Origin of the sequence: Dactylosporangium sp. NPDC051485 (genome assembly GCF_040682015.1) — a bacterium.
Lineage (GTDB): Bacteria > Actinomycetota > Actinomycetes > Mycobacteriales > Micromonosporaceae > Dactylosporangium.
Genome location: NZ_JBFAZW010000024.1, coordinates 1 through 20,695 on the forward strand (window position 1 = coordinate 1; position 20,695 = coordinate 20,695).

22 protein-coding genes are annotated in these 20,695 nt (G+C 73.7%); 11 read left to right on the plus strand and 11 right to left on the minus strand.

Features of this window, described 5'->3' with window-relative positions; translation table 11 throughout:
- Together AB0M46_RS16215 and AB0M46_RS16220 are read left to right on the plus strand one after the other, a co-directional pair.
- Positions 1–687 (plus strand): alpha/beta hydrolase (locus tag AB0M46_RS16215; RefSeq protein ID WP_363336585.1); only part of this gene is annotated, 687 nt, incomplete at its 5' end.
- A 19-nt stretch (positions 688–706) separates the two neighbouring features.
- A complete protein-coding gene (locus tag AB0M46_RS16220; protein ID WP_363336587.1) occupies positions 707–1,189 on the plus strand; it encodes a flavin reductase family protein in 483 nt (160 codons plus the stop codon).
- 1,142 nt (positions 1,190–2,331) lie between these two features.
- Here the strand turns inward: AB0M46_RS16220 and AB0M46_RS16225 are convergent.
- Positions 2,332–2,829, minus strand: a complete 498-nt coding sequence (locus tag AB0M46_RS16225) for a hypothetical protein (protein ID WP_363336589.1) — start codon at positions 2,827–2,829, stop codon at positions 2,332–2,334.
- Positions 2,830–3,154: 325 nt separating this feature from the next.
- Between AB0M46_RS16225 and AB0M46_RS16230 the strand changes: the two genes are divergently transcribed.
- On the plus strand, positions 3,155–3,595 hold the full coding sequence (locus AB0M46_RS16230) for a TIGR03618 family F420-dependent PPOX class oxidoreductase (RefSeq protein ID WP_363336591.1): 441 nt from the start codon (positions 3,155–3,157) through the stop codon (positions 3,593–3,595).
- Positions 3,596–3,921: 326 nt separating this feature from the next.
- Positions 3,922–5,886: a discoidin domain-containing protein gene (locus AB0M46_RS16235; RefSeq protein WP_363336593.1), complete on the plus strand. Its 1,965-nt coding sequence runs from the start codon at positions 3,922–3,924 to the stop codon at positions 5,884–5,886.
- Between the two features lie 227 nt (positions 5,887–6,113).
- Here the strand turns inward: AB0M46_RS16235 and AB0M46_RS16240 are convergent, their stop codons facing one another.
- Both AB0M46_RS16240 and AB0M46_RS16245 read right to left on the minus strand, forming a co-directional pair.
- Positions 6,114–6,557, minus strand: coding sequence for a pyridoxamine 5'-phosphate oxidase family protein (locus tag AB0M46_RS16240; protein ID WP_363336595.1), 444 nt, complete (start codon positions 6,555–6,557; stop codon positions 6,114–6,116).
- Positions 6,558–6,594: 37 nt separating this feature from the next.
- Entirely contained in the window at positions 6,595–7,578 is a 984-nt protein-coding gene (locus AB0M46_RS16245) for a sigma-70 family RNA polymerase sigma factor (protein ID WP_363336597.1), read from the minus strand.
- A 59-nt stretch (positions 7,579–7,637) separates the two neighbouring features.
- Between AB0M46_RS16245 and AB0M46_RS16250 the strand changes: the two genes are divergently transcribed.
- Positions 7,638–9,077: a DHA2 family efflux MFS transporter permease subunit gene (locus AB0M46_RS16250; RefSeq protein ID WP_363336599.1), complete on the plus strand. Its 1,440-nt coding sequence runs from the start codon at positions 7,638–7,640 to the stop codon at positions 9,075–9,077.
- Between the two features lie 415 nt (positions 9,078–9,492).
- Here the strand turns inward: AB0M46_RS16250 and AB0M46_RS16255 are convergent, their stop codons facing one another.
- Genes AB0M46_RS16255 through AB0M46_RS16265 form a run of 3 tightly spaced genes read right to left on the minus strand, consistent with a single transcriptional unit; the run spans position 9,493 to position 11,090 of the window.
- A complete protein-coding gene (locus AB0M46_RS16255; protein WP_363336601.1) occupies positions 9,493–10,080 on the minus strand; it encodes a sigma-70 family RNA polymerase sigma factor in 588 nt (195 codons plus the stop codon).
- 55 nt (positions 10,081–10,135) lie between these two features.
- Positions 10,136–10,522, minus strand: coding sequence for a hypothetical protein (locus AB0M46_RS16260; RefSeq protein ID WP_363336603.1), 387 nt, complete (start codon positions 10,520–10,522; stop codon positions 10,136–10,138).
- Between the two features lie 40 nt (positions 10,523–10,562).
- A complete protein-coding gene (locus tag AB0M46_RS16265) occupies positions 10,563–11,090 on the minus strand; it encodes a helix-turn-helix domain-containing protein (protein WP_363336605.1) in 528 nt (175 codons plus the stop codon).
- Between the two features lie 66 nt (positions 11,091–11,156).
- Here AB0M46_RS16265 and AB0M46_RS16270 point away from each other — a divergent pair, with 66 nt between their 5' ends.
- From AB0M46_RS16270 to AB0M46_RS16285, 4 genes are all read left to right on the plus strand, one after another.
- Positions 11,157–11,504: a hypothetical protein gene (locus AB0M46_RS16270; RefSeq protein ID WP_363336607.1), complete on the plus strand. Its 348-nt coding sequence runs from the start codon at positions 11,157–11,159 to the stop codon at positions 11,502–11,504.
- Complete coding sequence (locus tag AB0M46_RS16275; protein WP_363336609.1) at positions 11,501–12,490, plus strand: alpha/beta hydrolase; 990 nt, start codon at positions 11,501–11,503, stop codon at positions 12,488–12,490. Before AB0M46_RS16270 ends, AB0M46_RS16275 begins: the two co-directional genes overlap by 4 nt.
- A 33-nt stretch (positions 12,491–12,523) precedes the next feature.
- Complete coding sequence (locus AB0M46_RS16280; protein WP_363336611.1) at positions 12,524–13,921, plus strand: FAD-dependent monooxygenase; 1,398 nt, start codon at positions 12,524–12,526, stop codon at positions 13,919–13,921.
- Positions 13,922–14,085: 164 nt separating this feature from the next.
- The gene (locus AB0M46_RS16285; protein ID WP_363336613.1) at positions 14,086–15,240 is read left to right on the plus strand and encodes an MFS transporter; all 1,155 of its coding nucleotides are present in this window, start codon (positions 14,086–14,088) and stop codon (positions 15,238–15,240) included.
- Positions 15,241–15,362: 122 nt separating this feature from the next.
- Here AB0M46_RS16285 and AB0M46_RS16290 read toward each other — a convergent pair whose 3' ends face one another.
- Complete coding sequence (locus AB0M46_RS16290) at positions 15,363–16,151, minus strand: alpha/beta hydrolase (protein WP_363336615.1); 789 nt, start codon at positions 16,149–16,151, stop codon at positions 15,363–15,365.
- Positions 16,152–16,265: 114 nt separating this feature from the next.
- A complete protein-coding gene (locus AB0M46_RS16295) occupies positions 16,266–16,808 on the minus strand; it encodes a zinc-binding dehydrogenase (protein WP_363336617.1) in 543 nt (180 codons plus the stop codon).
- Positions 16,809–16,841: 33 nt separating this feature from the next.
- Here AB0M46_RS16295 and AB0M46_RS16300 point away from each other — a divergent pair, with 33 nt between their 5' ends.
- Positions 16,842–17,042 carry a hypothetical protein gene (locus AB0M46_RS16300; protein ID WP_363336618.1) on the plus strand — a complete coding sequence of 67 codons (201 nt, stop codon included), beginning with the start codon at positions 16,842–16,844 and terminating at the stop codon, positions 17,040–17,042.
- Between the two features lie 10 nt (positions 17,043–17,052).
- Here AB0M46_RS16300 and AB0M46_RS16305 read toward each other — a convergent pair whose 3' ends face one another.
- From AB0M46_RS16305 to AB0M46_RS16315, 3 genes are all read right to left on the minus strand, one after another.
- Entirely contained in the window at positions 17,053–18,357 is a 1,305-nt protein-coding gene (locus tag AB0M46_RS16305; protein ID WP_363336620.1) for a hypothetical protein, read from the minus strand.
- A 129-nt stretch (positions 18,358–18,486) separates the two neighbouring features.
- Positions 18,487–19,317 carry a helix-turn-helix transcriptional regulator gene (locus AB0M46_RS16310; RefSeq protein WP_363336622.1) on the minus strand — a complete coding sequence of 277 codons (831 nt, stop codon included), beginning with the start codon at positions 19,315–19,317 and terminating at the stop codon, positions 18,487–18,489.
- A 184-nt stretch (positions 19,318–19,501) separates the two neighbouring features.
- Entirely contained in the window at positions 19,502–19,744 is a 243-nt protein-coding gene (locus tag AB0M46_RS16315; protein WP_363336624.1) for a DUF397 domain-containing protein, read from the minus strand.
- A gap of 208 nt (positions 19,745–19,952) precedes the next feature.
- On the opposite strand from AB0M46_RS16315, the gene AB0M46_RS16320 reads away from it, so the two are divergent.
- Positions 19,953–20,690 (plus strand): GGDEF domain-containing protein, encoded by a 738-nt coding sequence (locus tag AB0M46_RS16320; RefSeq protein WP_363336626.1) that lies wholly within the window; start codon positions 19,953–19,955, stop codon positions 20,688–20,690.
- Positions 20,691–20,695 lie beyond the last annotated feature (5 nt).

Here is a 20,695-nt window from a genome sequence, read left to right on the forward strand (position 1 = left end):
GTGGTGGCCGGCGCCCGCTGGGACCCGCCGGCCGCCATCGCCGTGCGTGGCACCGTCCTGCTGCTGCCCGGGCGGGGCGAGCACGCCGGGGTGTACGACCGCTTCGGCCGCCGCCTCGCCGCGGACGGCTACGCGGTCCGCTCGGCCACCCCGGAGACGGCCGCGGCCGCCGCGGCCACCGCGGCGGCCCCGCTCGTGCTGGCCGGCTCCGACACCGGAGCCCTGCACGCCCTGGCCCTGGCCACCCCGCTGGGCGCCGCCGGCGTGATCGTGGCCGGCGTCCCGTGGGACCCGCCGCCGTCCCCGAGCCTGCTGAGCTGGGACGCCGAGCTGGAGGCCCGCAGCGCCTGCCCCACCCACCGCGCCCGCCTGGAGGCCGACGGCGGCTTCGAGCGCGGCACCCTCACGGCGGCGGTGCCGCAGGAACTGGCCGCGTCGGTCGACCCGGCCACGATCACGGCCCCGGTCCTGCTCGTCCACGGCGAGGCCGACCCGATCGCCCCGCCGTCCGGCGCCCGCGCCCTGGCCGCGCGCCTCCCGCGGGCCGAGCTCGCCATCGTGCGCGACGGCCGCCACGACGCGTTCAACGACATCACCCACCGCTCCGTCGCCGCGCACGTCGTGCAGTGGCTGGAGCGCCTGCGTAGCGATCCGGACGCCCTGCGCCCCATTCTGACCGTTTCGTGATCCAAGGGGGTCGACGCCCATGCCTACCCGTACCCCGATCGAGCCCGACCTGTTCCGCGCCCTCCTGCGCCGCCACGCGGCCGGCGTCGTCGTGATCACCGCCCCGGGCGCCCGCCCCGTGGGCTTCACGGCCACGTCGTTCACCTCGGTGTCGCTGGACCCGCCGCTGGTGTCGTTCTGCCTGGACCGCCGCTCGTCGAGCTGGCCGGCCCTGCGGTCCGCCACCCACGTCGGCGTCCACGTGCTGACCGAGCAGCAGGAGGAGCTGGCCCGCCGCTTCGCCACGAGCGGCATCGACCGCTTCGCCGCCCCGCTGCGCTGGCAGCCGGGTCCCTACGGGGTGCCGGTGCTCGGGGGTGCCCTGGCCGTCCTGGTGTGCCGGGTGGCCGAGCGGGTGCACGCCGGCGACCACGCGATCGTGCTGGGGGAGCCGGTGCACGGGGAGCACTCGGACGGCGCCCCCTTGCTGTACCACAACGGCCGCTACCTGAAGGCGGCCTGACCCGCCGGGGCCCGACTTGTCGTGGCGCTGGCGTGCCATGACGCTCGTCGGCGCCCGGCATTGCGGGTGGCCTGCCGCCGAGTCCGGCAGGCTGCCCGTGCCTGACGTGTCGTGGCGCTGGCGTGCCACGACACCCCCCGGCGCTCAGCATTGCGGGCGGCGCGCCGCCGAGTCCGGCAGGCCGGCAGTTGGTCAACGCCCGGGCGTCAAGAATGTGCCGGGCCGGGGCGAAGACCGACAAGCTCGACGCGGTGTGGCTGGCCAAAATTGACCGAGAAGGGGCTGCTGCGGCCCTCGTTTGCGCGGCCCTTATTGTCGAAGCATCCGGCAAATTAGCGCCGGCGGCCCGTTGGGATAACCATTTTCCAATGCCGGGCTTCGGGGGCCTTGGCGGAAATGGCATCCTGGCGTGCGTCGCATTGTCGGACGACGACGGTAATGCGTCGGGTGCCGCATATTGCCGGCCACCGTTGCGCGTGTTGCCGCACCGACAGGCCTGCGCGGCAATGGCGCGGATACGCCACGACGCTTCGAGACAGGGCCAGGCCGCAGGACGCCGTTCGTCTCGTGCGGCGCGGGACCACCGTCATGCGCCATGCTGCCACTCGCGCGACGTCCAACCCGCTCAGGCGGCGAGAGCGGCGAGGCCGGCGGCGGGGGCTGCGGGGCTGCGAGGCCAGCGGCGACGATGGCGGCGAAGGCGGCGTGACTAGCGGCTGCGCGGGCGGCACGGGCGATGGCGGCGAAGGCGGCGTGACTAGCGGCTGCGCAGGTGGCGCGGGCGATGGCGGCGGGGGTGGCGCGGGCGATGGCGGCGTGGGCGGTGCCGGTTCGCGCATCGAGCCGTCCCGCTGTTCGCCGACCGGTGGCGGGGTGTCACCGCGCACGCGGCGCAGCCGCTCGGCGTGCCGCCTGGCCAACCCCCAGGATCGATGCCTCGCATGGTCCTGACGAAACTGCTCCATCGCCTGGGAATACCGGGGCGACCTGGTTCTATCGCGCATGGCAGCCAATTCGGTCCTGGTGAACAATTGGACCTGCCCCATACATCTGATTCTCCCAGAGTCCAGCCGAGATTGCAGCCCCGAACGGCAACGCACAATGGCGTTCGTGCCGCCGGCGGAGATCCGGATACTGCGCGACTACACCCGAATACGGACCGACCTGACCCGGCACTGGCAGCGGCTGGAGAAACTCCTCGAAGACTCGCTGATCAAGGTGTCGTCAGTGGCCAGCAAAGTCGACACCCGCTCGGCCCGGGACATGATCGAGGCGCTGATCCGCGGCGAACGCGACCCGCGGGTCCCGACCGGCCTGGCCCGCGGCAAGCTAATCGCCGCGATCCCTGCCGCGGCACCACCCACGACCAGCCCCGACGACCACGACGGTCCCTCGGCGAAGCCGCCGCAGCCGCCAAAAACAGCACCTTCCTCGGCGAACGCCACCGACGCATCGTCAAACGCCGCGGCAAACTCAAAGCCCTCGTCGCCGTCGCCCGCTCCATCCTCGTCATCGTCTGGCACCTCCTGGCCGACCCCACCACCCGGTTCCGCGACCTCGGCCCCGACTACCACACCACCCGCGTCGACACCGGCCACAAAATCCGCAACCTGGTACGGCAACTCGAAGCCCTCGGCCACACCGTCACCCTGCAAACCACCACCTGACACCCCCCAAGCCACACACCACCAACCCGGGCCGATGCCACACGCCCACCGCCCGCCGTGGTCCAGGTCATTTTCCGGTCAGTCGCGGCGCGCCAACGCCCGACTTATCAAAGATGATCACGCGTCGCCAGCCACGGGCCGTGCTCGTCGCGGCCGGCCGGACGACGCCGTCGCCGTCGCCGATCGCGAGCAACCGCCCGTCCCGAGCGGTGTCGAGCCCCCGGTGACCCAGGGGTGATACGGATCCCGCCCCACCGCCCGCCAGCCGCGCGGGCAATTCCGCCCATAAGCTCGGACCATGGTTTCCACAGAAGAGGGGCTGCGCCTGGTCGCCGACCTGGCCGCCCGGGAGCGCTGGCTCGCCGTCGTCGTCACCGTGCGGGCCGACGGTGAGCCGTCCACGTCCGTGGTCAACGCCGGGATTCTGCCCCATCCGGCCGACGGCACGCCGGTGCTGGGGCTCGTCTCCATGGGCGGCGCCGCGCGGCTGGCCAACCTTCGCCGCCGGCCGCGGGCCACGCTGGTCTTCCGGGCCGGCTGGGAGTGGGTCGCGGTGTCCGGGGTGGCCGAGCTGATCGGGCCGGGCGACGCCGAGCCGGAGGCGCTGCGCCTGCTGTTGCGCGAGATCTACACCGCGGCCGGCGGCGAGCATCCGGACCTGGCCGAGTACGACCGGGTCATGGCGGAGCAGCAGCGCGTCGCGGTGCTCGTGCGCCCCGAGCGGTTCTCCGGCGTCTGATCGGGTCGGCGGCAGGTGGTGTCGCACATGGACAGACATCCAATGCGACGCAACTTCGTCGGAAAGTTGCGGCGATCATATCGAAGTATTGCGCTGACAGCGCGGAGGCTGGCAGGATTCCACGCCAGAAGCCGACATTCGGTCAGCACCGCCAACCGCGCGTCCCGACGCGTGGGCTGCTCAGTGCCGGTGTCGCGGGCCCCGCCATGGCCCGCTGCCCCCGCCATGCCCCGAGACCCGACTCCGCACCGCGCCACCCCACCCGGACGCCGTCGCCCGGGCGCGCGTGCCGGCGTCGCCCCGGGGCGACACCCCGAGGAGTCCACATGGGAGTTTCCCGCCGCTCCGTCATCGCCACGTCGCTCGCGGGCGCCGCCGCGGCCGGGCTGCCGCTGGCCACCGAGAGCGCCGCGTTCGCCGCCAGCCCGGTCGGCGACGTGGTCGGCAAGGTCACCGTCGGCTACCAGGGCTGGTTCGCCGCCATCGGCGACGGCGCCCCGATCAACGGCTGGTGGCACTACAGCCCGAACTGGTCGCAGGCCCCGGCCCCGGGCGCCTGCTCCATCACCTGCTGGCCGGACATGCGGGACTTCACGAAGGGGTACCGCACCAACTTCGCCAACCTCGGCAACGGCCAGCCGGCGAACCTGTTCTCCTCCTACGACCAGCAGACGGTCGACACCCACTTCCGCTGGATGCAGCAGAACGGCTGCGACACCGCGGCCCTGCAGCGCTTCAACCCCAACGGCGGCGAGGGCGCGACCCGCGACGCGATGGCCCAGAAGGTGCGCCAGGCGGCCGAGACGTACGGCCGGAAGTTCTACATCATGTACGACGTCACCTGGTGGCTGAACATGCAGGGCGAGATCAAGACGGACTGGACGAACAAGATGTCCGCCCTCACCGCCTCGCCCGCCTACGCCCGCCAGAACGGCAAGCCCGTCGTGTGCATCTGGGGCTTCGGCTTCAACGACGACGGCCGCCCGTTCGCCCCGGCCGCCTGCCTCGACGTCATCAACTGGTTCAAGGCCCAGGGCTGCTATGTCATCGGCGGCGTGCCCACCCACTGGCGCCTCGGCACCGACGACTCGCGGGCCGGGTACATCGACGTGTACCACGCCTTCAACATGGTCTCGCCCTGGATGGTCGGCCGGATCAGCGACAACGCCGGCGCCGATTGGTTCTACACCAACCGCGTCCTGCCCGACCTCGCCGACCTGAACGCGCGCGGCATCGACTACCAGCCCTGCGTCATCCCGGGCGACCTCGCCGCCGGCCACCGCCGCCACGGCGAGCTCATGTGGCGGCAGTTCTACAACCACACCCGGGCCGGCGTGCCGAGCGTCTACATCTCGATGTTCGACGAGTTCAACGAGGGCAACCAGATCGCCAAGACCGCCGAGAGCGCCGCCTGGCAGCCCGCCAACTCCGGCATGCGGGCCCTGGACGAGGACGGCACCCCCTGCTCGTCCGACTACTACCTGCGCCTCACCAACGACGGCGGCCGGATGATCAAGGGCCAGGTCGCCCTCACCGAGACCCGGTTCACGGTCCCGTTCCCGACCGGGCCCGACCAGACGCCCCCCTCGGTCCCCGGCAATCTGCGCGTCACCGGCACCACGGACACCACGGTGGCGCTCGCCTGGAACGCCTCCACCGACAACGTCGGCGTCGCGGGCTACCGCGTGTCCCGTGTCTCAGGAGCCACGAGCACCGTCATCGGTACCACCACGACGCTGGCCTTCACCGCCACCGGCCTGACGGCCTCGACCGCCTACACGTTCACGGTCGCCGCCTACGACGCGGCCGGCAACGCCTCCGGCGCCTCCAACGCCGTCAACGCCACTACCGCGGCGCCGCCGAACAACACGACCAACCTCGCCGCCGGGCGCCCGACCGCGGAGAGCAGCCACACCCAGACGTACGGCAGCGGCAACGCGGTCGACGGCAACACCGGCACGTACTGGGAGAGCGTCAACAACGCCTGGCCGCAGTGGCTGCAGGTCGACCTTGGCTCGGCGGTGGCCACCAAGCGGATCGTGCTGACCCTGCCGCCGCAGTCGTCCTGGGCCACCCGCACGCAGACGCTGTCGGTGAGCGGCAGCACGGACGGCGGCTCGTTCTCCACGATCGTGGGCTCGGCCGGCTACACGTTCAACCCGGCCACCGGCAACTCCGTCACGATCACCTTCCCGTCGGCGGTGACCACGCGGTACCTCCGGCTGACCTTCACCGCCAACACCGGCTGGCCGGCGGGGCAGGTCTCGGAGTTCCAGGTCTACAACGGCTGACGGTTCGCAGGCGTCCGCGCCCGGTCGCCGCCGAAGGCCGGGCGCGGATGGGGCGCAGTGCCCGGGCCTGACGTCGACGGGTCCGGGAGCGACACCACCCCCGAAATGGGGCGGGCGGCGGCCAGGCGTCCGGCCGCCGCCCGCCCGTTTCAAGCTGGTATATCCCCTGTTACCCCGACAGGGTATAAATCCGATATGTCGGGAATCGGCGGACCCTCCCGCCCCGCTCACTCCCGCTCGGCCCGCCGCAGCCCGCCGACCGGCGTCCACCACTCGACCACGAGCAGCGTGGCCTCCGGGTTGAGGTGCGTGTGCACCACCTCGGCGATGTCGGCGCGGAACCGGTCGCCGTCCGCCCCCTCGACGGCGAACGCGCGCCCGGCGACCTTCACCTCCCCGGGCCACTGCGCCTCCGCCCCCTGCACCGGGTCGACGGTCGCGCCGTGCAGCGCGAACCGGGGGTCCCGCCGCAGGTCCGCCCCCTTGCGCGCGCCGCTCATCGAGCCGAACACCAGCTCGCCGCCCTCGAACACCGCCTCGATGCCGGAGATCCGCGGGCCGCCGCCGGCCCGCAGCGTCGCGATCGTCTTGTGCCGGTGCGCGTCGAGCAGCGCCCGCACCCGCGCCGCGAACTCCGGCACCGCCGCTTCCACGTCCCGCCACGCCGTCATGCCCACCATGCTCCCACCGCGCGGTCCCGCGGAGCGGCTACAGGCGGCGGGGCAGGCCGAAGTACGGCAGCAGCGCGTTGTCGATGAACCGGGTGAACGCGCTGACCCGCTCGCCGGCCATCGTCAGCACGAGCACGCCGTGCGCGTGGCCGACCGGGTCGCCGTCGTCGCTGACGTAGCAGCCGTAGGCCGGCTGCAGGTTGGCCGACGTCGGGATCAGGCGGTAGCGGCGGCGGCCCTCGCGCAGCCCGACGCGGCGCATGAAGCCGGCGATGGCGGCGTGGCCCTGGTACTCCAGCGGCGCCGGCGGCATCGTCAGCCACGCGTCGTCGGTGAGCAGCGCGACCATCGCGTCCACGTCACCGGCCTCGATGGCGGCGGCGAACGTGGTGGCGGCCTGGCGCTGGCGCGGGGTTGGCGGCTGCGCCGGCGCGAGGTCGAACCGGGTCGCGCGGGCCCGCTTGAGCAGCGCGTTGGCCGCGTCCTCGGTGGTGTCCAGCAGCTGCGCCGCCTCGGCCGCCCGGTAGCCGAGCACGTCGCGCAGCAGCAGCACGGCCCGCTGCCGCGCCGGCAGGGTCTGCACGGCGGTGACGAAGGCCAGCGACACCGCCTCGCGCCGCTCGTAGCGGGCCTCCGGGCCGGGGTGCTCGTCGGGCAGGCCGGCCAGCAGCGTGTCGGGGATCGGCTGGAGCCAGATCGGCTCGGTGGTGCGGGTCGGCTCCGGCGGGACCACGCCGGGCGGGAACACCGACGCCGTGCGCGGGCGGCGGCCGCCGTCGCGCAGCCAGTTCAGGCAGCGGTTGGTCGCGATCTTGTACAGCCAGGTGCGCAGCGACGCCCGCTCGCCGAAGCCGCCGAGGCCCCGCCAGGCGGCCGTCAGGGTCTCCTGCAGGACGTCCTCGGCGTCCTGGACCGAGCCCAGCATGCGGTAGCAGTGGACGTACAACTCGCGCCGGAACGGCTCGACGAGCTCGCCGAACGCGGCGTCGTCGCCCGCCCGGGCCCGGGACAGCGAAGTCATCACGACCATGGTGACACCGCGGCGACCACTTTCCGGTCGCGCCCGTGTCGAACCAGGGCATGACCACAACCCCAACCACGACGAGCACCCAGCGGTGGGTGCTCGGGCTCGCCTCCGTGGCGTCGTTCATGGTGATCCTGGACATGCTCGTGGTGGCGACCGCGCTGAGCACCATCCAGCGCGACCTCGGCGCCTCCCTCGCGGACCTCGAGTGGACCGTCAACGCCTACACGCTGAGCTTCGCCTGCCTCATCCTCACCGGCGCCGCGCTCGGCGACCGGCTCGGCCGCCGGGCCGTGTTCGCGGCGGGGCTGGCGCTGTTCAGCCTCGCCTCGGCCGGCTGCGCCCTCGCCCCGTCGGTCGGCTGGCTCATCGCCGCCCGCATGGTGCAGGGCGCGGGCGCGGCGCTCGTCATGCCGCTCGCCCTGGCCCTGCTCAACGCCGCCTTCCCGCCCCAGCGGCGCGGTTGGGCGCTCGGCGTGTACGGCGCCGTCACCGGCCTGGCCGCGACGGTCGGCCCGGTCGCCGGCGGCGCGGCGACCGAGGGCCTGGCCTGGCAGTGGATCTTCTGGATCAACGTGCCGATCGGGCTGCTGGCCGTCCCGCCGCTGCTGGCCCGCACCCCGGAGAGCCGGGGCGCCCGCGCGCCGCTCGACCTGCCGGCGCTGCTGCTGTCCGCGGTCGCCGCGCTCGGCGTCGTGTGGGCGCTCGTCCGCGGCAACGCCGAGGGCTGGACGGCCCCGGCGACGCTGGCCCCCCTCGCCGCCGGGCTGCTCGCCGGCGCCGGGTTCGTGCTGCGGGAGGCCCGGACCGCGGCGCCGATGGTGCCGCTGCGGCTGTTCCGCTCCCGCCCGTTCACCGGGGGCAACCTCGTGGTGTTCTTCGCCAACGCGGGCCTGACCGGCGCCGTGTTCTTCACGGCGCAGTGCTTCCAGGTGTTGTACGGTCACGGCGCCTTCGTCGCCGGCCTGTGGCTGCTGCCCCTCGGCGTCGCCCCCGCGCTCGTCGCCCCGCGCGCGGGCGCCCTCGCCGACCGCTTCGGGGAACGCGCCCTGATCGTGGCGGGCACCCTGCTGCTGGCCGCCGGGTTCGCCTGGACGGGCCTGGCCGCCCGGGCCGGCGGCCCCTACCTGGCGCTGGTCGTGCCGCTGACCCTGGCCGGGACCGGGATCATCAGCATCTCGGTCGCCACCCGGGCCGTGGTGAGCCGGGTGGCGCCAGCCGAGATGGCCAAGGCCGGCGGCATCTTCAGCACCCTGCGCCAGCTCGGCGGGGCGTTCGGCGTGGCGCTCCTCGGCGCGGTGTTCGCCGGCGCCGGCGGCACGTTCAGCACCGGCTTCCACACCGCCATGCTCGTCGCCGCCGCCCTCGCCCTGGCCGGGACCGCGTCCGGGCTGGCCGTCAGCGCGCCGCCCCGCCCGGACACCGCCTGCGACGCCCAGGCGGTGCCGGTGCCCGCCGGCTCGGCCGGGCGACCCGGGCCCGGCTCCAGCGGCTGATCCCGGCTTGCCGGTCGGCGTCCCCGTTACGACGCTGGAGGCGCTGACGAGCCGACGTTCGGTGACGCGTCCACGTGACTGGGGGACGGTGTGAGGCCATCCCGTGAGCGCGCAGCGGGACTCGGTGAAGGCGACAGCGATGACGACGGCGACGGCGCGTCGTACGAGGCTGACGGCGATGGCGTCACGATGGCCGGCGGCTGCTGCGGTTGCGAGCCGATTGGATGCAGCACGACGATCGTGACCACCGCAAGCAGCAGCATCGCGGCGATCCAGCCGGCCCGTCGCACGAACACGGACGCTGAACGGTGCACCGGCAGCGCGGTCGGGGGGACCGCCGGCCGCAGTCGCTCCGGGGTGACTCGGGCCCCCTGCGCGGCGAGTGCCGAGCGCAGGCGCCCCTCAATGTCGAGGCTCATCGTCGCGACTCCGACAGCGCGTCACGCAGGATTGTCAGAGCCCGGCTGGCCGTCGACTTCACGGTACCGCGCGACACGTGCAGCACCTCGGCGATCTCCCTCTCGGACAGTTCCGACCAGTAGCGCAGGACCACCACCTGGCGCTGCCGGACGGTCAGCCGCGCCAGCGCCGCGAGTACCTCCTGGTCTTCCTCCGACAGCAGGGCCTCGTCCTCCGCGGCCGGCGCGGGTGACAGCGGCGGCGGCACGTAGGCGCGGGCACTGCGGCGTCGGCGCAGCACCGACCGCGCCGCGTTCATCACCCCCGCCGTGAGGTACGCGTGCGGATCGGTGATCGTGCGCAGGTCCGCCCCGTGCCGCTGGTACAACGCGGCGAACACGTCCTGCACGACATCCTCGGCGGTGGGCAGGTCGTCGACCATGAGGACGGCCAGCCGTACCAGGCTGAGCCGCCGCGCGTGGTACAGCTCGTTGATCGCCGGCGGACCATCCCGCTGCGGGGTGCCTCGGGAAGTGGACGTGCCGGACACCAGCGAGCGCAGCACGCGCAGCAGCGGCCAGGGCAGGCGGAACGTGAGCGTCATGGTTCTCGCAGGTCAGGGGGCAGACACGCGACGATACAGCGGGGCCGAACCGTGGTCACCGCCGCGGCACCGGCGACGCCCCGCCCGACGACGACCCCGGCGACGGCACGACCGACGGCAGCGGTGACGCCCCGACCGACGACGACCGCGGCGACGGCACGACCGACGGCAGCGGTGACGCCCCGACCGACGACGACCGCGGCGACGGCACCACCGACGACGACTGCGGTGACGGCACCACCGCCGACGGCGCCGGAGCGTCATCGGCGAACGCGACGGCGGACGCGGCGCCGATCGCGGCGACGGTAGCCGCGCACACGACGTAAGCAACGGAACGAACCTTCAGGCGCATCACGGCACTCCAGTGGATGAGGTACGGCTTTCGCAGCGATAGACGCACGACGCCACGCAAGGTTGGCTCCGAAATGGTGACCTGGATCACGGCGGGCGCTATCGCTTCGTTCAGCCAGCCGTTTCCTGGTTCAGTCGGCGGGCATCACGATGCTCGTGAGGAGCCTGCGGGTGCGGTCGGGCCCGGGTGGTACCTCCACCCAGCGCCCCAGCAGCGTCCGCAGCTCGCCCAGGAACTCCGCCATCTCCTCGTCGCTGAGGTGCAGCGCCAGCTGCCGGTACCCGACCTGGTCCGCCCCCAGGTCGACGTCACCGCGGGCCAGGTACCGGTCGAAGTCCCCGAGCACCGTGGCGACGAACGTCGTGAACGCCTGCCGGTGCTCGTCCACGCTCATCGTCCGGGCCTCCTCGGGCGTGACCGAGGCCGCCTCCACCGCCAGCCGGTAGGTCCGCTCCACGCTGCCGCGCACCCGCCGCTCCTGCACCACCCGCAGGATTGCGGCCTCGACCAGCAGCCCCACGTGGCGGTACAGCGTCGTGGTGGCCACGTCCGGCAGCGCCTCCCCGAGCTGCGCGGTCGTCAGCTCCCGCCCGCCGAGCAGCGCCTGCACGATCCGGAACCGGACCGGATGGAGCAACAGATCCGCCGACGTCCCCACGTGGCCTCCCGCACACTGACTATTTCCAATGTTGACAACATTTCCAATAACGGTAGCTTAGAAAGCGTGACGACCGCTACCGTGACCCAGGACCAGCTCACCATCGAGCTCACCCCGACGGAGCATGTGCTCGCCCTGCACCGCGACCTGCACATCCCCCGCGCCGCCATCACCGCCGTCGAGCTGCTCGACGACGGCTACGCCGCCGCGCACGGCCTGCGCGCCCCCGGCTTCGACTTCCCGGGCCGCCGCCTGATCGGCACCATGTGGACCCGAGGCGGTCACGAGTTCGTCGCCGTCCGCGCCGGCGAGCCCGCCGTGCGCGTCACCCTGCGCGACCAGCCCTGGACCGCGGTACTCGTCTCCGACCCCCACGCGGCCGAGCTGGCCGCCGCGCTGCGGGCCGAGTCGTGACCACCGAGCTGCGCTTCCCCGGCCCCGACCGGGACCTCGCCGGCACCCTCACCGTGCCCGCCGGCCCCGGCCCGTTCCCGGCCGCGCTGCTGCTGCCCGGCTCCGGCCCGCTCGACCGCGACAGCAACCACGCCCGGATGCGCATCGACGTCAGCGCCCAGCTGGCCGCCGCCCTGACCGCGGCGGGCTTCGCCACCCTGCGCTACGACAAGCGCGGCGTGGGCGCCTCCCGCCTGCTGCGCGACGGCACCACCGAGCCCCCCGACGCCTGGAAGCGCCCGGGCCTGCACGACAACGCGGCCGCCGCCACCGCCGCCCTCTCCGCCCTGGCCGCCCGCCCCGAGGTGAACCCGCGCGCCGTGTACGTCATCGGCCACAGCGAGGGCGCCACCCTGGCCGCCGCCATCGCCGCCGCACGGTCTGCGGACGCGGTGGCTCCGGCCGGCGTCGTGCTGCTCGCCTGCACCGCGACACGGGGCGACGCCACGCTGCTGTGGCAGGCCGAGCGGCTCCCCGCCTCGATCCCGGCCCCCGTCCGCGCCGTGCTGCGCCTGCTGCGCATCGACCTGGTGGCCAGCGTCCGCAGGAACCACGACAAGGTCCGCCGCACCACCACCGACACGGCCCGCATCGGCGGCGCCCGGATCAACGCCCGCTGGACCCGCGAGTTCCTGGCCCACGACCCGGCCGAGGACCTGGCCCGGATCGCCGTCCCGGTCCTCGCCATCACCGGCGCGAAGGACCTGCAGGTCAACCCGGACGACCTCGACCGCATCGCCGCCCTCGTCCCCGGCCCGCCGGAAACCTGGCGCGCTCCCGACGTCTCGCACCTGCTGCGCGTCCAGCCCGGGCCGGCCTCCCTGCGCGCCTACCGCAAGGAGCTTCGCAGCCCGGTCGCCCCGGCCGTCCTGACCCGCGTCACCGACTGGCTGACCCGGCATATCGAAGATCAGCGTCACCGGGAAACGCTTCGCGTTCCGGGCTAACGTGTAAATATTTACACGTCTAGCATGAATCGTATGTCTGCTACTGCTCCTCAGATCTTCGCCGAGATCAGCACCGCCGCGCCGCCCGGGCCGCCGCGGATCCTGATGCGCCGCGCGGTCGTGCTCGGCGGCAGCATGGCCGGCCTGATGGCGGCTCGGGTGCTCAGTGATCACGCCGAGGAGGTGCTGATCGTCGAGCGCGACCCGACCGAGGGCGCCGGGCCGCGGCCGGGCGTGCCGCAGGGCACCCAGGTGCACGCGCTGCTGCCGGCCGGGCAGATCCAGCTGGAGCGCTGGTTCCCCGGGTTCACCGCCGACGCGGTCGCCGCGGGCGCGCCCGACTTCGGCCGCTACGACGGCAAGGTGTTCATCAACGACGAGCTGCGCACGGTGGCGGACCCGCCGCCGACCCGCCCGTCCCTCATCACCACCCGGCCGTTCCTCGAGCACCAGGTGCGCGTGCACGTGCTGGCCCGGGAGAACGTGCGCATGGTGTTCGGCCGGGCCGAGGGCCTGCTGCTGCGCGAGGGCGGGGTGCGCGGCGCCACCTACGTGCCCGACGGCTCCGAGGAGCCGGTCGAGGTGGAGGCCGACTTCGTGGTCGACGCGATGGGCCGCTCCAGCCGGCTCGGCGACTGGCTGGAGGCAGCCGGCTGGCCCAGGGCGCCGATGCGGCGGATGCCGATCAAGCTCAACTATGCCTCGGCGCTGTTCGAGCGGGACGAGTCGGTGAGCGACGCCTGGGTGGCCATCACGCAGACCACGCCGGGCAAGGGCCGGGTGCCCCGCATCGGCGGCGTGCTGTCGGTGGAGGGCGACCGCTGGCTCATGCTCGTGGCCGGGTACGACGAGGACCGCCCGTCGCGGGACACGGCCGAGTACGCCGAGCGCTGCCGCAAGCACTTCCCGTCCATGTTCGGCGACATCGCCGAGAAGGGCCGGATGATCGGCGGGGTCATCACCTACCACCAGGCCGACAGCCGCCGCCGGGACTACCACGCCGTGGACCGGCTGCCGGCCGGGCTGATCGCGGCCGGGGACGCGGTGGCGTCGTTCAACCCGGTGTACGGCCAGGGGATGACCTCGGCCATGCTGCACGCCTCGTGCCTGTCGGCGTGGCTGCAGACCGGCCCGGACGTGACCGGGGAACCGCCGCGGGCGTACTTCGACAAGGTCCGCGTCATCGTCGACGCCGCCTGGCAGATCTCGACCTTCGCCGACCTCGGCCTGCCGCACATCACCGAGGGCCAGCCGCGCGGCTACAAGTTCATCCGCTGGGCCAGCGAGCTCATCACGCGCGCCTCCATGCGGGACGAGCAGACGTGCCGCCGGCTCAACCGGGTGACCGCGATGGAGCGGCATCCGGCCGATCTGGCCAAGCCGGGCGTGGTCCTGCGCGCCCTGCGCCTGCGCCTGCTCGGCCGGATCTGACGCCGTTCGTCAGCCGCCGACCTTGGCCAGCGCCGTGGCGAGCGCGGCGCTGGCCGTCACCGGGCCGGCCTCCTGGTGCCCCCGGACTCGACGGCCTCCGTGCCGACGGGCCGCCCCTGGCCGCCGGGCCTGCGGGCTGACGGCGGTGAACGGTACGGTGCGGTGTGGCCGTTGACCTCCGCCAGGCACGATTCGCCGGCTGCCTGCTGTTCCTGCTGTTCGGGGCCGCGCTCGGGGCGTGGACCGCGCGGGTACCGGCGGTCAAGCACCGCCTCGGCGTCGACGACTTCCACCTCAGCGTCGCCCTGCTCGGCCTGGCCGCCGGGGCGATCGCGGGCCAGATGCTGGCGGGCCGGCTCGTCGACCGCTTCGGCAGCGTCCGCGTCGCCGCCCCGACCGCGCTGGCCGAGGGCGCGCTGCTGCTGCCCGCCGCCTACGCCCCGTCGCTGCCCCTGCTCACCGGCGCGATGCTGCTCTTCGGCCTCAACCACGGCGTGCTCAACGTCGCCATGAACGCCAACGCGCTGGGGGTCCAGCGCGCGTACGGCCGGCCGATCATCTCCTCGTTCCACGCCGTGTACAGCATCGGCGGCTTCGCCGGGGCCGCCCTCGGCGGCCTGTGCGCCCAGATGGGCCTCGGCGTGCCCGGCACGTTCCTCGTCGTGTGCGCCCTGACCACGGCGCTGGCCGCCCGGGCGCTGCCGTGGCTGGCCGCCGAGCCGCCCGCGGAGGCTCCCGCCGACGCCGAGGCGTCCCCGGCCCGGCTCGACGGCGTGCTGCTCCTGGGCGGGCTCGCGTTCTGTGCCCTGGTGGGCGAGGGGGCCGCGGCCGACTGGAGCGCGGTGTACCTGCGCGACAACCTCGGCGGCACCCCGGGCTTCGCCGCGGCCGGCTACGCCGCCTTCGCCGTCGCGATGACCGCCGGGCGCCTGGTCGGCGACCGGCTCACGACGCTGCTCGGGCCGGCGCGGCTGGTGCGCCTGGGCGGGCTGCTCGCCGCCCTGGGCCTCGGCGCCGCCCTGCTGATCGGCGACCGGTACGCCGGGGTGGCGGGCTTCGCCTGCCTGGGCGCCGGCCTGTCGTGCGTGGCGCCGCAGGTCTTCTCGGCGGCGACCGCGCGCAACCCGGGGCGGCCGGCCCGGGCGCTGTCCGTGGCGGTGAGCATGGGGTACGCCGGGTTCCTCGCGGGTCCGGCCGCCATCGGTGCCGCCACCCGCACCGTGTCGCTGCCGGTCGCCCTGGCCGTCCCCGCGGTCCTGGCCCTGCTGGTGGCCCTGAGCGCCGCCGCGGTGCGCGCCCCGGCCCGCCAGGAGGCATGACCCCGCCCAGCACGTCCCGCGCCCCGTCGCCGCACTCGATGCGCCACCTCGTGCCGCGGGTCAGCCACCCCCGATCCGCCTGGACCGCCTGTGCGCCGAGGACCCGGCGGCGGCGGTGAACGTCAGCTTCCGCCCGGCTCGGTCCTGACCCGGTCCAGCCACTCGCCCACGAGCGCCTCGAACAGGGCCGGCTGTTCGAACTGCAGGTTGTGGCCGGCCACGTCCAGCACGGCATAGGTGGCCCGCGGGTAGTGGGGCAGCAGCGGGAGCTGGTCCTGGTAGCCGGTCGAGGCGTCCTGGCGGCCGGTCAGGATCAGCGCCGGGCCGCCGAACGGCGGGCCCGACTCCGGGTCGGTGGACAACACCCAGCGCCGGCGGATGCGGGCCAAGGCCGCGTGGTCGGCGGCGGCCAGGCCCGGTTCGACGTCCTCGAGGTAGCGCCGCAGGGTCTCCGGGGTCCGCACGACCGCCATCTCGGCGAAGCCGGAGCCGGGCGGGATCGGCAGGCCCGGATCGGCGCGCAGCACCTCGTGGGGCGGCACGTGGCGGCCGGCGTGCTCGACCTCGGTGCCGATGGGGCAGATCAGGGCCAGGCCGCGGACCTGGGCGGGGCGGGCACGGGTCAGGGCGCGGGCCAGGTAGCCGCCGTAGGACTCGCCGATGAGCAGGAAGGGCTCGTCGCCCAGGCGCTCGGTGACGAAGGCGTCGACGGCGGCCAGCACGTCGTCCGACGACGCGATCGACTCGGGCGCCGGGGTGCGGCCCATGCCGGGCAGGTCGGGGTAGAGCCGGCGGTAGCCGGGGCGCCGCGCGAACAGCGGCTCCAGGCAGCCCAGCATGAGGCGGTGATCGGGGGTCCAGCCGTGGATGGCCAGGACGGGGGTTCCGGTGCCGTGCTCGACGAAGTGCATGAGCGCATCTTCGCAGCGGGGTATGACAAAAAAGGCTCTCGTGACGCGTGGCTGCATGGGCGTCTGCTGGACGGCGAACCGCTGCGCAGGGTCGAGATCCACGTTGGCTCGCCCTCACGCGACGGTGAGCACGATCTTGCCCTGAATGTGGCCGCGGGCGGCTCGTTCGTGTGCCGCCCGGGCCTCCGAGAGCGGGAACGTGCTGTCGATGCCGACGCGCACCGTACCCGCGCCGACGCGGTACGCGGGCTGCGGGCCGCGGGGGCGGACCTGTTCGTCGAGCAGGTGTCCGAGTGTTGCGAGCTGCGGGCCGTTCGAGCGCACCTGGGTGCCCGAGATCGTGACGCCCAGCCTCGCGGCGTCGTCGGGGTCGTACTCGCCGAAGAACACCGGGAACAGCGCGCCGCTGCGCTTGAGCGAGCGAAGGAAACGACTGCTGTCGCGACCGCCCACCGTATCGAGCACGAGATCGACGTCGCGCGCGGCTTCCTCGGGGCGGCTCCTGGTGTAGTCGATGAACTCGTCGGCGCCGAGCTCACGCAGGAACGACTCGTGCGCGCCCGATGCCACCGCGATGACGCGTGCACCCTTCCACTTCGCCAACTGCACCGCGAAGTGCCCCACACCGCCCGCGGCGCCGTTGACGAGCACCGTCACCCGGAATCCGCGCTGCACGCCTCGTGCGTCGCGATGCGGGCCGCCGGCGCCCGGCTCCTCGCCCGCGCCCAGGCCGCAGGCGCCGCGCGGACCGACATCGACGGCACCGACCTGTACGCACTGGCCGGAGCGCTCGCGTGGGTCGGCGACCAACCCGCGCTCGCCCCCCGCGCCGATCACCTCTTCGACGTCATCGCCGGCGCGATCCTGACGAATCAGGCGACCCGCCGCTGAGAAAACGGTGTCACGACAAGCGGGCCGGGTGGGCGAAGGACACCGCGAGCGCCTCCATGTTCCACAGGATCCGCTCGGCGTCGCGCGGGGCGAGCACGGCGGTGTCGGTGTGGGCGATGCAGCGCAGCGCGCCGGGGCTGTCCGGGTCGTCCTCGACGTCGAGGATGAGCGGCTCCAGGCCGGGGTGGTCCTGCCGGGTGATCCAGTCGAGCCGGGACGCGGGCCGCGCCGCCTCGATCTCCGTCGGGCCGGGCGAGTCCATCGGCACCGGGCCGCGCCGGTCGTTGAGGAAGCAGCCGATCTCCAGCGGCTCGCCGCGCTCGGCCGCGACCCGGTCGCGCACCGCCCACAGGTCGCGCGGGTCGTAGTACCCGTGCTTGAACGCGGCCAGCGCGGCCTTCCGGCTGCGCTCGGCGATGTCCTCGATGCCGCCCTCGCAGTCGATGAGCGCGAGGCTCGCCTGCACGGCGGTGCACACCACGCTGTCCAGCCCGGCCCGGAAGCGGTTGCTGACCAGCGGCCGCACCACGACCGGGTTGCGCCCGGCGGTCTCGTGGACCGCGGCGGCGAACACGGCCAGCAGCGTGACCGCCGGGTCGACGTCGAGCCGCGCGGTGAGCGCCCGCAGGGCCAGGGGCAGCGCCGCCGAGTCGAACCGGGCCCGCCAGTACCGCGGCGAGCGCGGCGCCGCCGGGGCGTCGAACCGCTGCGCCGGCATGGCCCGCAGCACGGCCTCGAAGTGGCGCATCGCCCCGGCGTTCTGCCGCCGCCCGGCCGGCGAGGCCTGCCACGCCGCCTGCGCGAGGGGGGCGAGGCCGGCGACCGGCGCGGACGGGCGCTCGGCGACCTCGCGCAGCATGGTCCGGGCTCCGGCGGCGTCCGTGGCGAAGTGCGACACGAGGGCCACCAGGTGCGACGGGGCGCCGTCGCGGGTCACGATCGCGGCCCGGATCGGCCATTCGGTGGCGAAGTTCAAGGGCCCGCTGCGGTACCGCTCGGCCACCGCCTCCGGGTCGGCCCCCTCGAGGACCTCGACCTCCAGCCCGCCCGACGCGTGGACCTCCTGCTCCGGCTCGGCGCCGGGGGACAGGTGCAGGCGGGTGCGCAGCGTGACGTACCGGTGCAGGTTGAAACGCAGGTCGTCGACGAGGTCGTCGATCGTCGTGCCGGGCGGCACCGGCAGCGCGCCCCCGAGCGGCAGCCAGTGCCCGAGGGCCCGCACGGCGTTCCAGTTCTCGAGCTGACCCCAGGACAGCGGGCCGCGGCCGGCCCCCTCGCCCTCGAACGGCACGACGATGCGTGACGGTCCGGCCATGTACGCTCCTCGATTCGGGCGGGCATCCGCCGGAATCTAACCATGCCGCCGGACGCCCGTGAGGATCCTGTCGACGCGTCCGTCAGCCCACAGCTCGACGGTGAACCGCACCCGCGGGACGCGGCAGGATCAGTTGAGGTCCTTGCGGATCTCCTCGAGGACCTTCGAGGTCTCCGTCGGCGGCCGGGCCTCCACGCACAGGCGCTCCATGGCCTCCGCGTACAGGTCGACGTCGTCGCGCTTGTCGAGGTACAGCGCCGAGGTGAGCTGCTCGATGTAGACCACGTCGGGCAGGTCCTCGTCCGGGAAGCGCAGGATCGTGAACGCGCCGCCCGCCGCGGCGTGCCCGCCGGCGTTGAACGGGATCACCTGCAGCCGAACGTTGGGCAGGCTGGTGTTGGCCTCCAGCAGGGCCTCGATCTGGCCGCGCATGATGTCCAGGCCACCGATCGGGCGGCGCAGCGCGGCCTCGTCGACGACCACCCACAGCCGGGGCGCGTCGGGGCGGGACAGGACCTGCTGGCGCTGCATGCGCAGCTCGACCCGGCGCTCGATCTCGTCCTGCTTGGCCCGGCCGTGGCCGAGCAGGACGACCGAGCGGGCGTACTCCTGCGTCTGCAGCAGCCCCGGCACGAACTGCACCTCGTAGGTGCGGATCAGCGAGGCGGCCGCCTCGAGCCCGAGGTAGGACTGGAACCAGCCGGGCAGCACGTCGCCGAAGCGGTGCCACCAGCCGGGGTTGTTGGCGTCGCGGGCCAGCGCCAGCAGGCGGGTGCGCTCCTCCTGGTCGTCCACGCCGTAGAGGGTCAGCAGGTCGGCGACGTCGCGCTCCTTGAAGCCGACCCGGCCGAGCTCCATCCGGCTGATCTTCGACTCCGAGGAGCGGATCTCCCAGCCGGCGTCCTCGCGGGAGACGCCCTGGGCTTCGCGCAGGCGCCTGAGGTGCGCGCCCAGGAGCATCCGGAGGACCGTGGGGCCTCCGGATGCGCCACCTTCAGTGAGACCGGTCGTCACCGTGCTTGCCTCCGGTGTGTCGTGTGTCTTCCCGCGCGACGCCGGAGTAAGCATGCCATGACCCGACAGTAAGGGGGAGTGGGCTCGCTTCTACGGGCGGGGGGCGAGCCTGCTCGTCTTTCGGGTCTCGTTACTCACTCAACAGATTGTCGAAGTCGCCGTCACGGGCGCCGCCCACGAACGCGGCGATCTCCTCGTAGGTGTAGATCAGCGCCGGCCCCTCGGGGTCGCGCGAGTTACGCATCGCGAAGCCGGTCCCGTCGGTGAGGCGGGCCAGCTCGACACAGTTGCCGCTGGGATTGCTGCGGCGGCTCTTCTGCCAGGTCACACCGGTCAGGTGGCCGGCCGGCATCCCGTTGTACGTCTGATCCATTGACATCTCTCTTGAGACCCTTGGTTGAAAGTTCACCAAGCAAGCGGCGTCTGCACGTGCATCGGCTCTTGCTTCTGCAGCCGATAAAGCGCATGCTAGCGCATGTGCGGATGTCAGGGTTTGCTCACAGTTCGTGATCAAAACCGGACGTTCGCTCCCAAATGATCGGGCGGCTTCCCCAGCTGCGATCTATGGAGAGGACACGCGCATGGATCCCCTCGCCCTTCTGGCCGCAACGGCCGCGGCGGTCGGGACGTGCGCGGCCGTTCCGCTCTATCTGCGCGCGCGTCGCGCCGAGCGGCACGCCGAACGGGCGGAGCGGCTGGCCGAGCGGCTGGCCGGGGAGCTCGCCGTCGAGCGGCACGCGGCCAGTCACGACCCGCTCACCGGCCTGCCCAACCGGCGCGCCTTCTACCAGCGGGGCACCGAGCTCGTCGCGGGCGGCGCCCGGCACCCGCTCGTCGCCATCGTCCTCGACGTCGACGGGTTCAAGCAGATCAACGACGCGTTCGGCCACTCGGCCGGCGACGAGGTACTCGTGACGACCGCCCGCCGCCTGTCCGACATCGCCGGCACGGGGCTGGTGGCGCGGCTGGGCGGCGACGAGTTCGCCGGACTCCTCGCCGGCCGCCCCGGCAGCCCGCAGGAGCAGGCCGACCGGCTCGCGGAGGCGCTCGCCGCGCCGATGCGCCTGGGCGGCCAGGTCGTCACGGTCAGCGTGTCCGTAGGGCTCGTCCCCGTCGAGCCCTACGCCCACCTCGCCGACGCGATCCACCGGGCGGACGCGGCCATGTACCGCACCAAGGGCACCCGGCGGCGCCCGCACCACCCGGCCCCGCACCTCGGCGCGCACCAGCACGTGCTGCACACCACGCTCCGCCTCACCAGGCCCCGGCTGGTGCCGGCGGAGATGGAGCCGTTCCCCCGTCCCACCACGGCGAACTAAGGAAC

Coding starts and splice junctions, on each gene's coding strand:
- AB0M46_RS16220 (WP_363336587.1), top strand. CDS start 707: ATGCCTACCCGTACCCCGATCGAGCCCGACCTGTTCCGCGCCCTCCTG.
- AB0M46_RS16230 (WP_363336591.1), top strand. CDS start 3,155: ATGGTTTCCACAGAAGAGGGGCTGCGCCTGGTCGCCGACCTGGCCGCC.
- AB0M46_RS16235 (WP_363336593.1), top strand. CDS start 3,922: ATGGGAGTTTCCCGCCGCTCCGTCATCGCCACGTCGCTCGCGGGCGCC.
- AB0M46_RS16240 (WP_363336595.1), bottom strand. CDS start 6,557: ATGACGGCGTGGCGGGACGTGGAAGCGGCGGTGCCGGAGTTCGCGGCG.
- AB0M46_RS16245 (WP_363336597.1), bottom strand. CDS start 7,578: ATGACTTCGCTGTCCCGGGCCCGGGCGGGCGACGACGCCGCGTTCGGC.
- AB0M46_RS16250 (WP_363336599.1), top strand. CDS start 7,638: ATGACCACAACCCCAACCACGACGAGCACCCAGCGGTGGGTGCTCGGG.
- AB0M46_RS16255 (WP_363336601.1), bottom strand. CDS start 10,080: ATGACGCTCACGTTCCGCCTGCCCTGGCCGCTGCTGCGCGTGCTGCGC.
- AB0M46_RS16280 (WP_363336611.1), top strand. CDS start 12,524: ATGTCTGCTACTGCTCCTCAGATCTTCGCCGAGATCAGCACCGCCGCG.
- AB0M46_RS16290 (WP_363336615.1), bottom strand. CDS start 16,151: ATGCACTTCGTCGAGCACGGCACCGGAACCCCCGTCCTGGCCATCCAC.
- AB0M46_RS16300 (WP_363336618.1), top strand. CDS start 16,842: ATGCGGGCCGCCGGCGCCCGGCTCCTCGCCCGCGCCCAGGCCGCAGGC.
- AB0M46_RS16305 (WP_363336620.1), bottom strand. CDS start 18,357: ATGGCCGGACCGTCACGCATCGTCGTGCCGTTCGAGGGCGAGGGGGCC.
- AB0M46_RS16310 (WP_363336622.1), bottom strand. CDS start 19,317: ATGCTCCTGGGCGCGCACCTCAGGCGCCTGCGCGAAGCCCAGGGCGTC.
- AB0M46_RS16315 (WP_363336624.1), bottom strand. CDS start 19,744: ATGGATCAGACGTACAACGGGATGCCGGCCGGCCACCTGACCGGTGTG.
- AB0M46_RS16320 (WP_363336626.1), top strand. CDS start 19,953: ATGGATCCCCTCGCCCTTCTGGCCGCAACGGCCGCGGCGGTCGGGACG.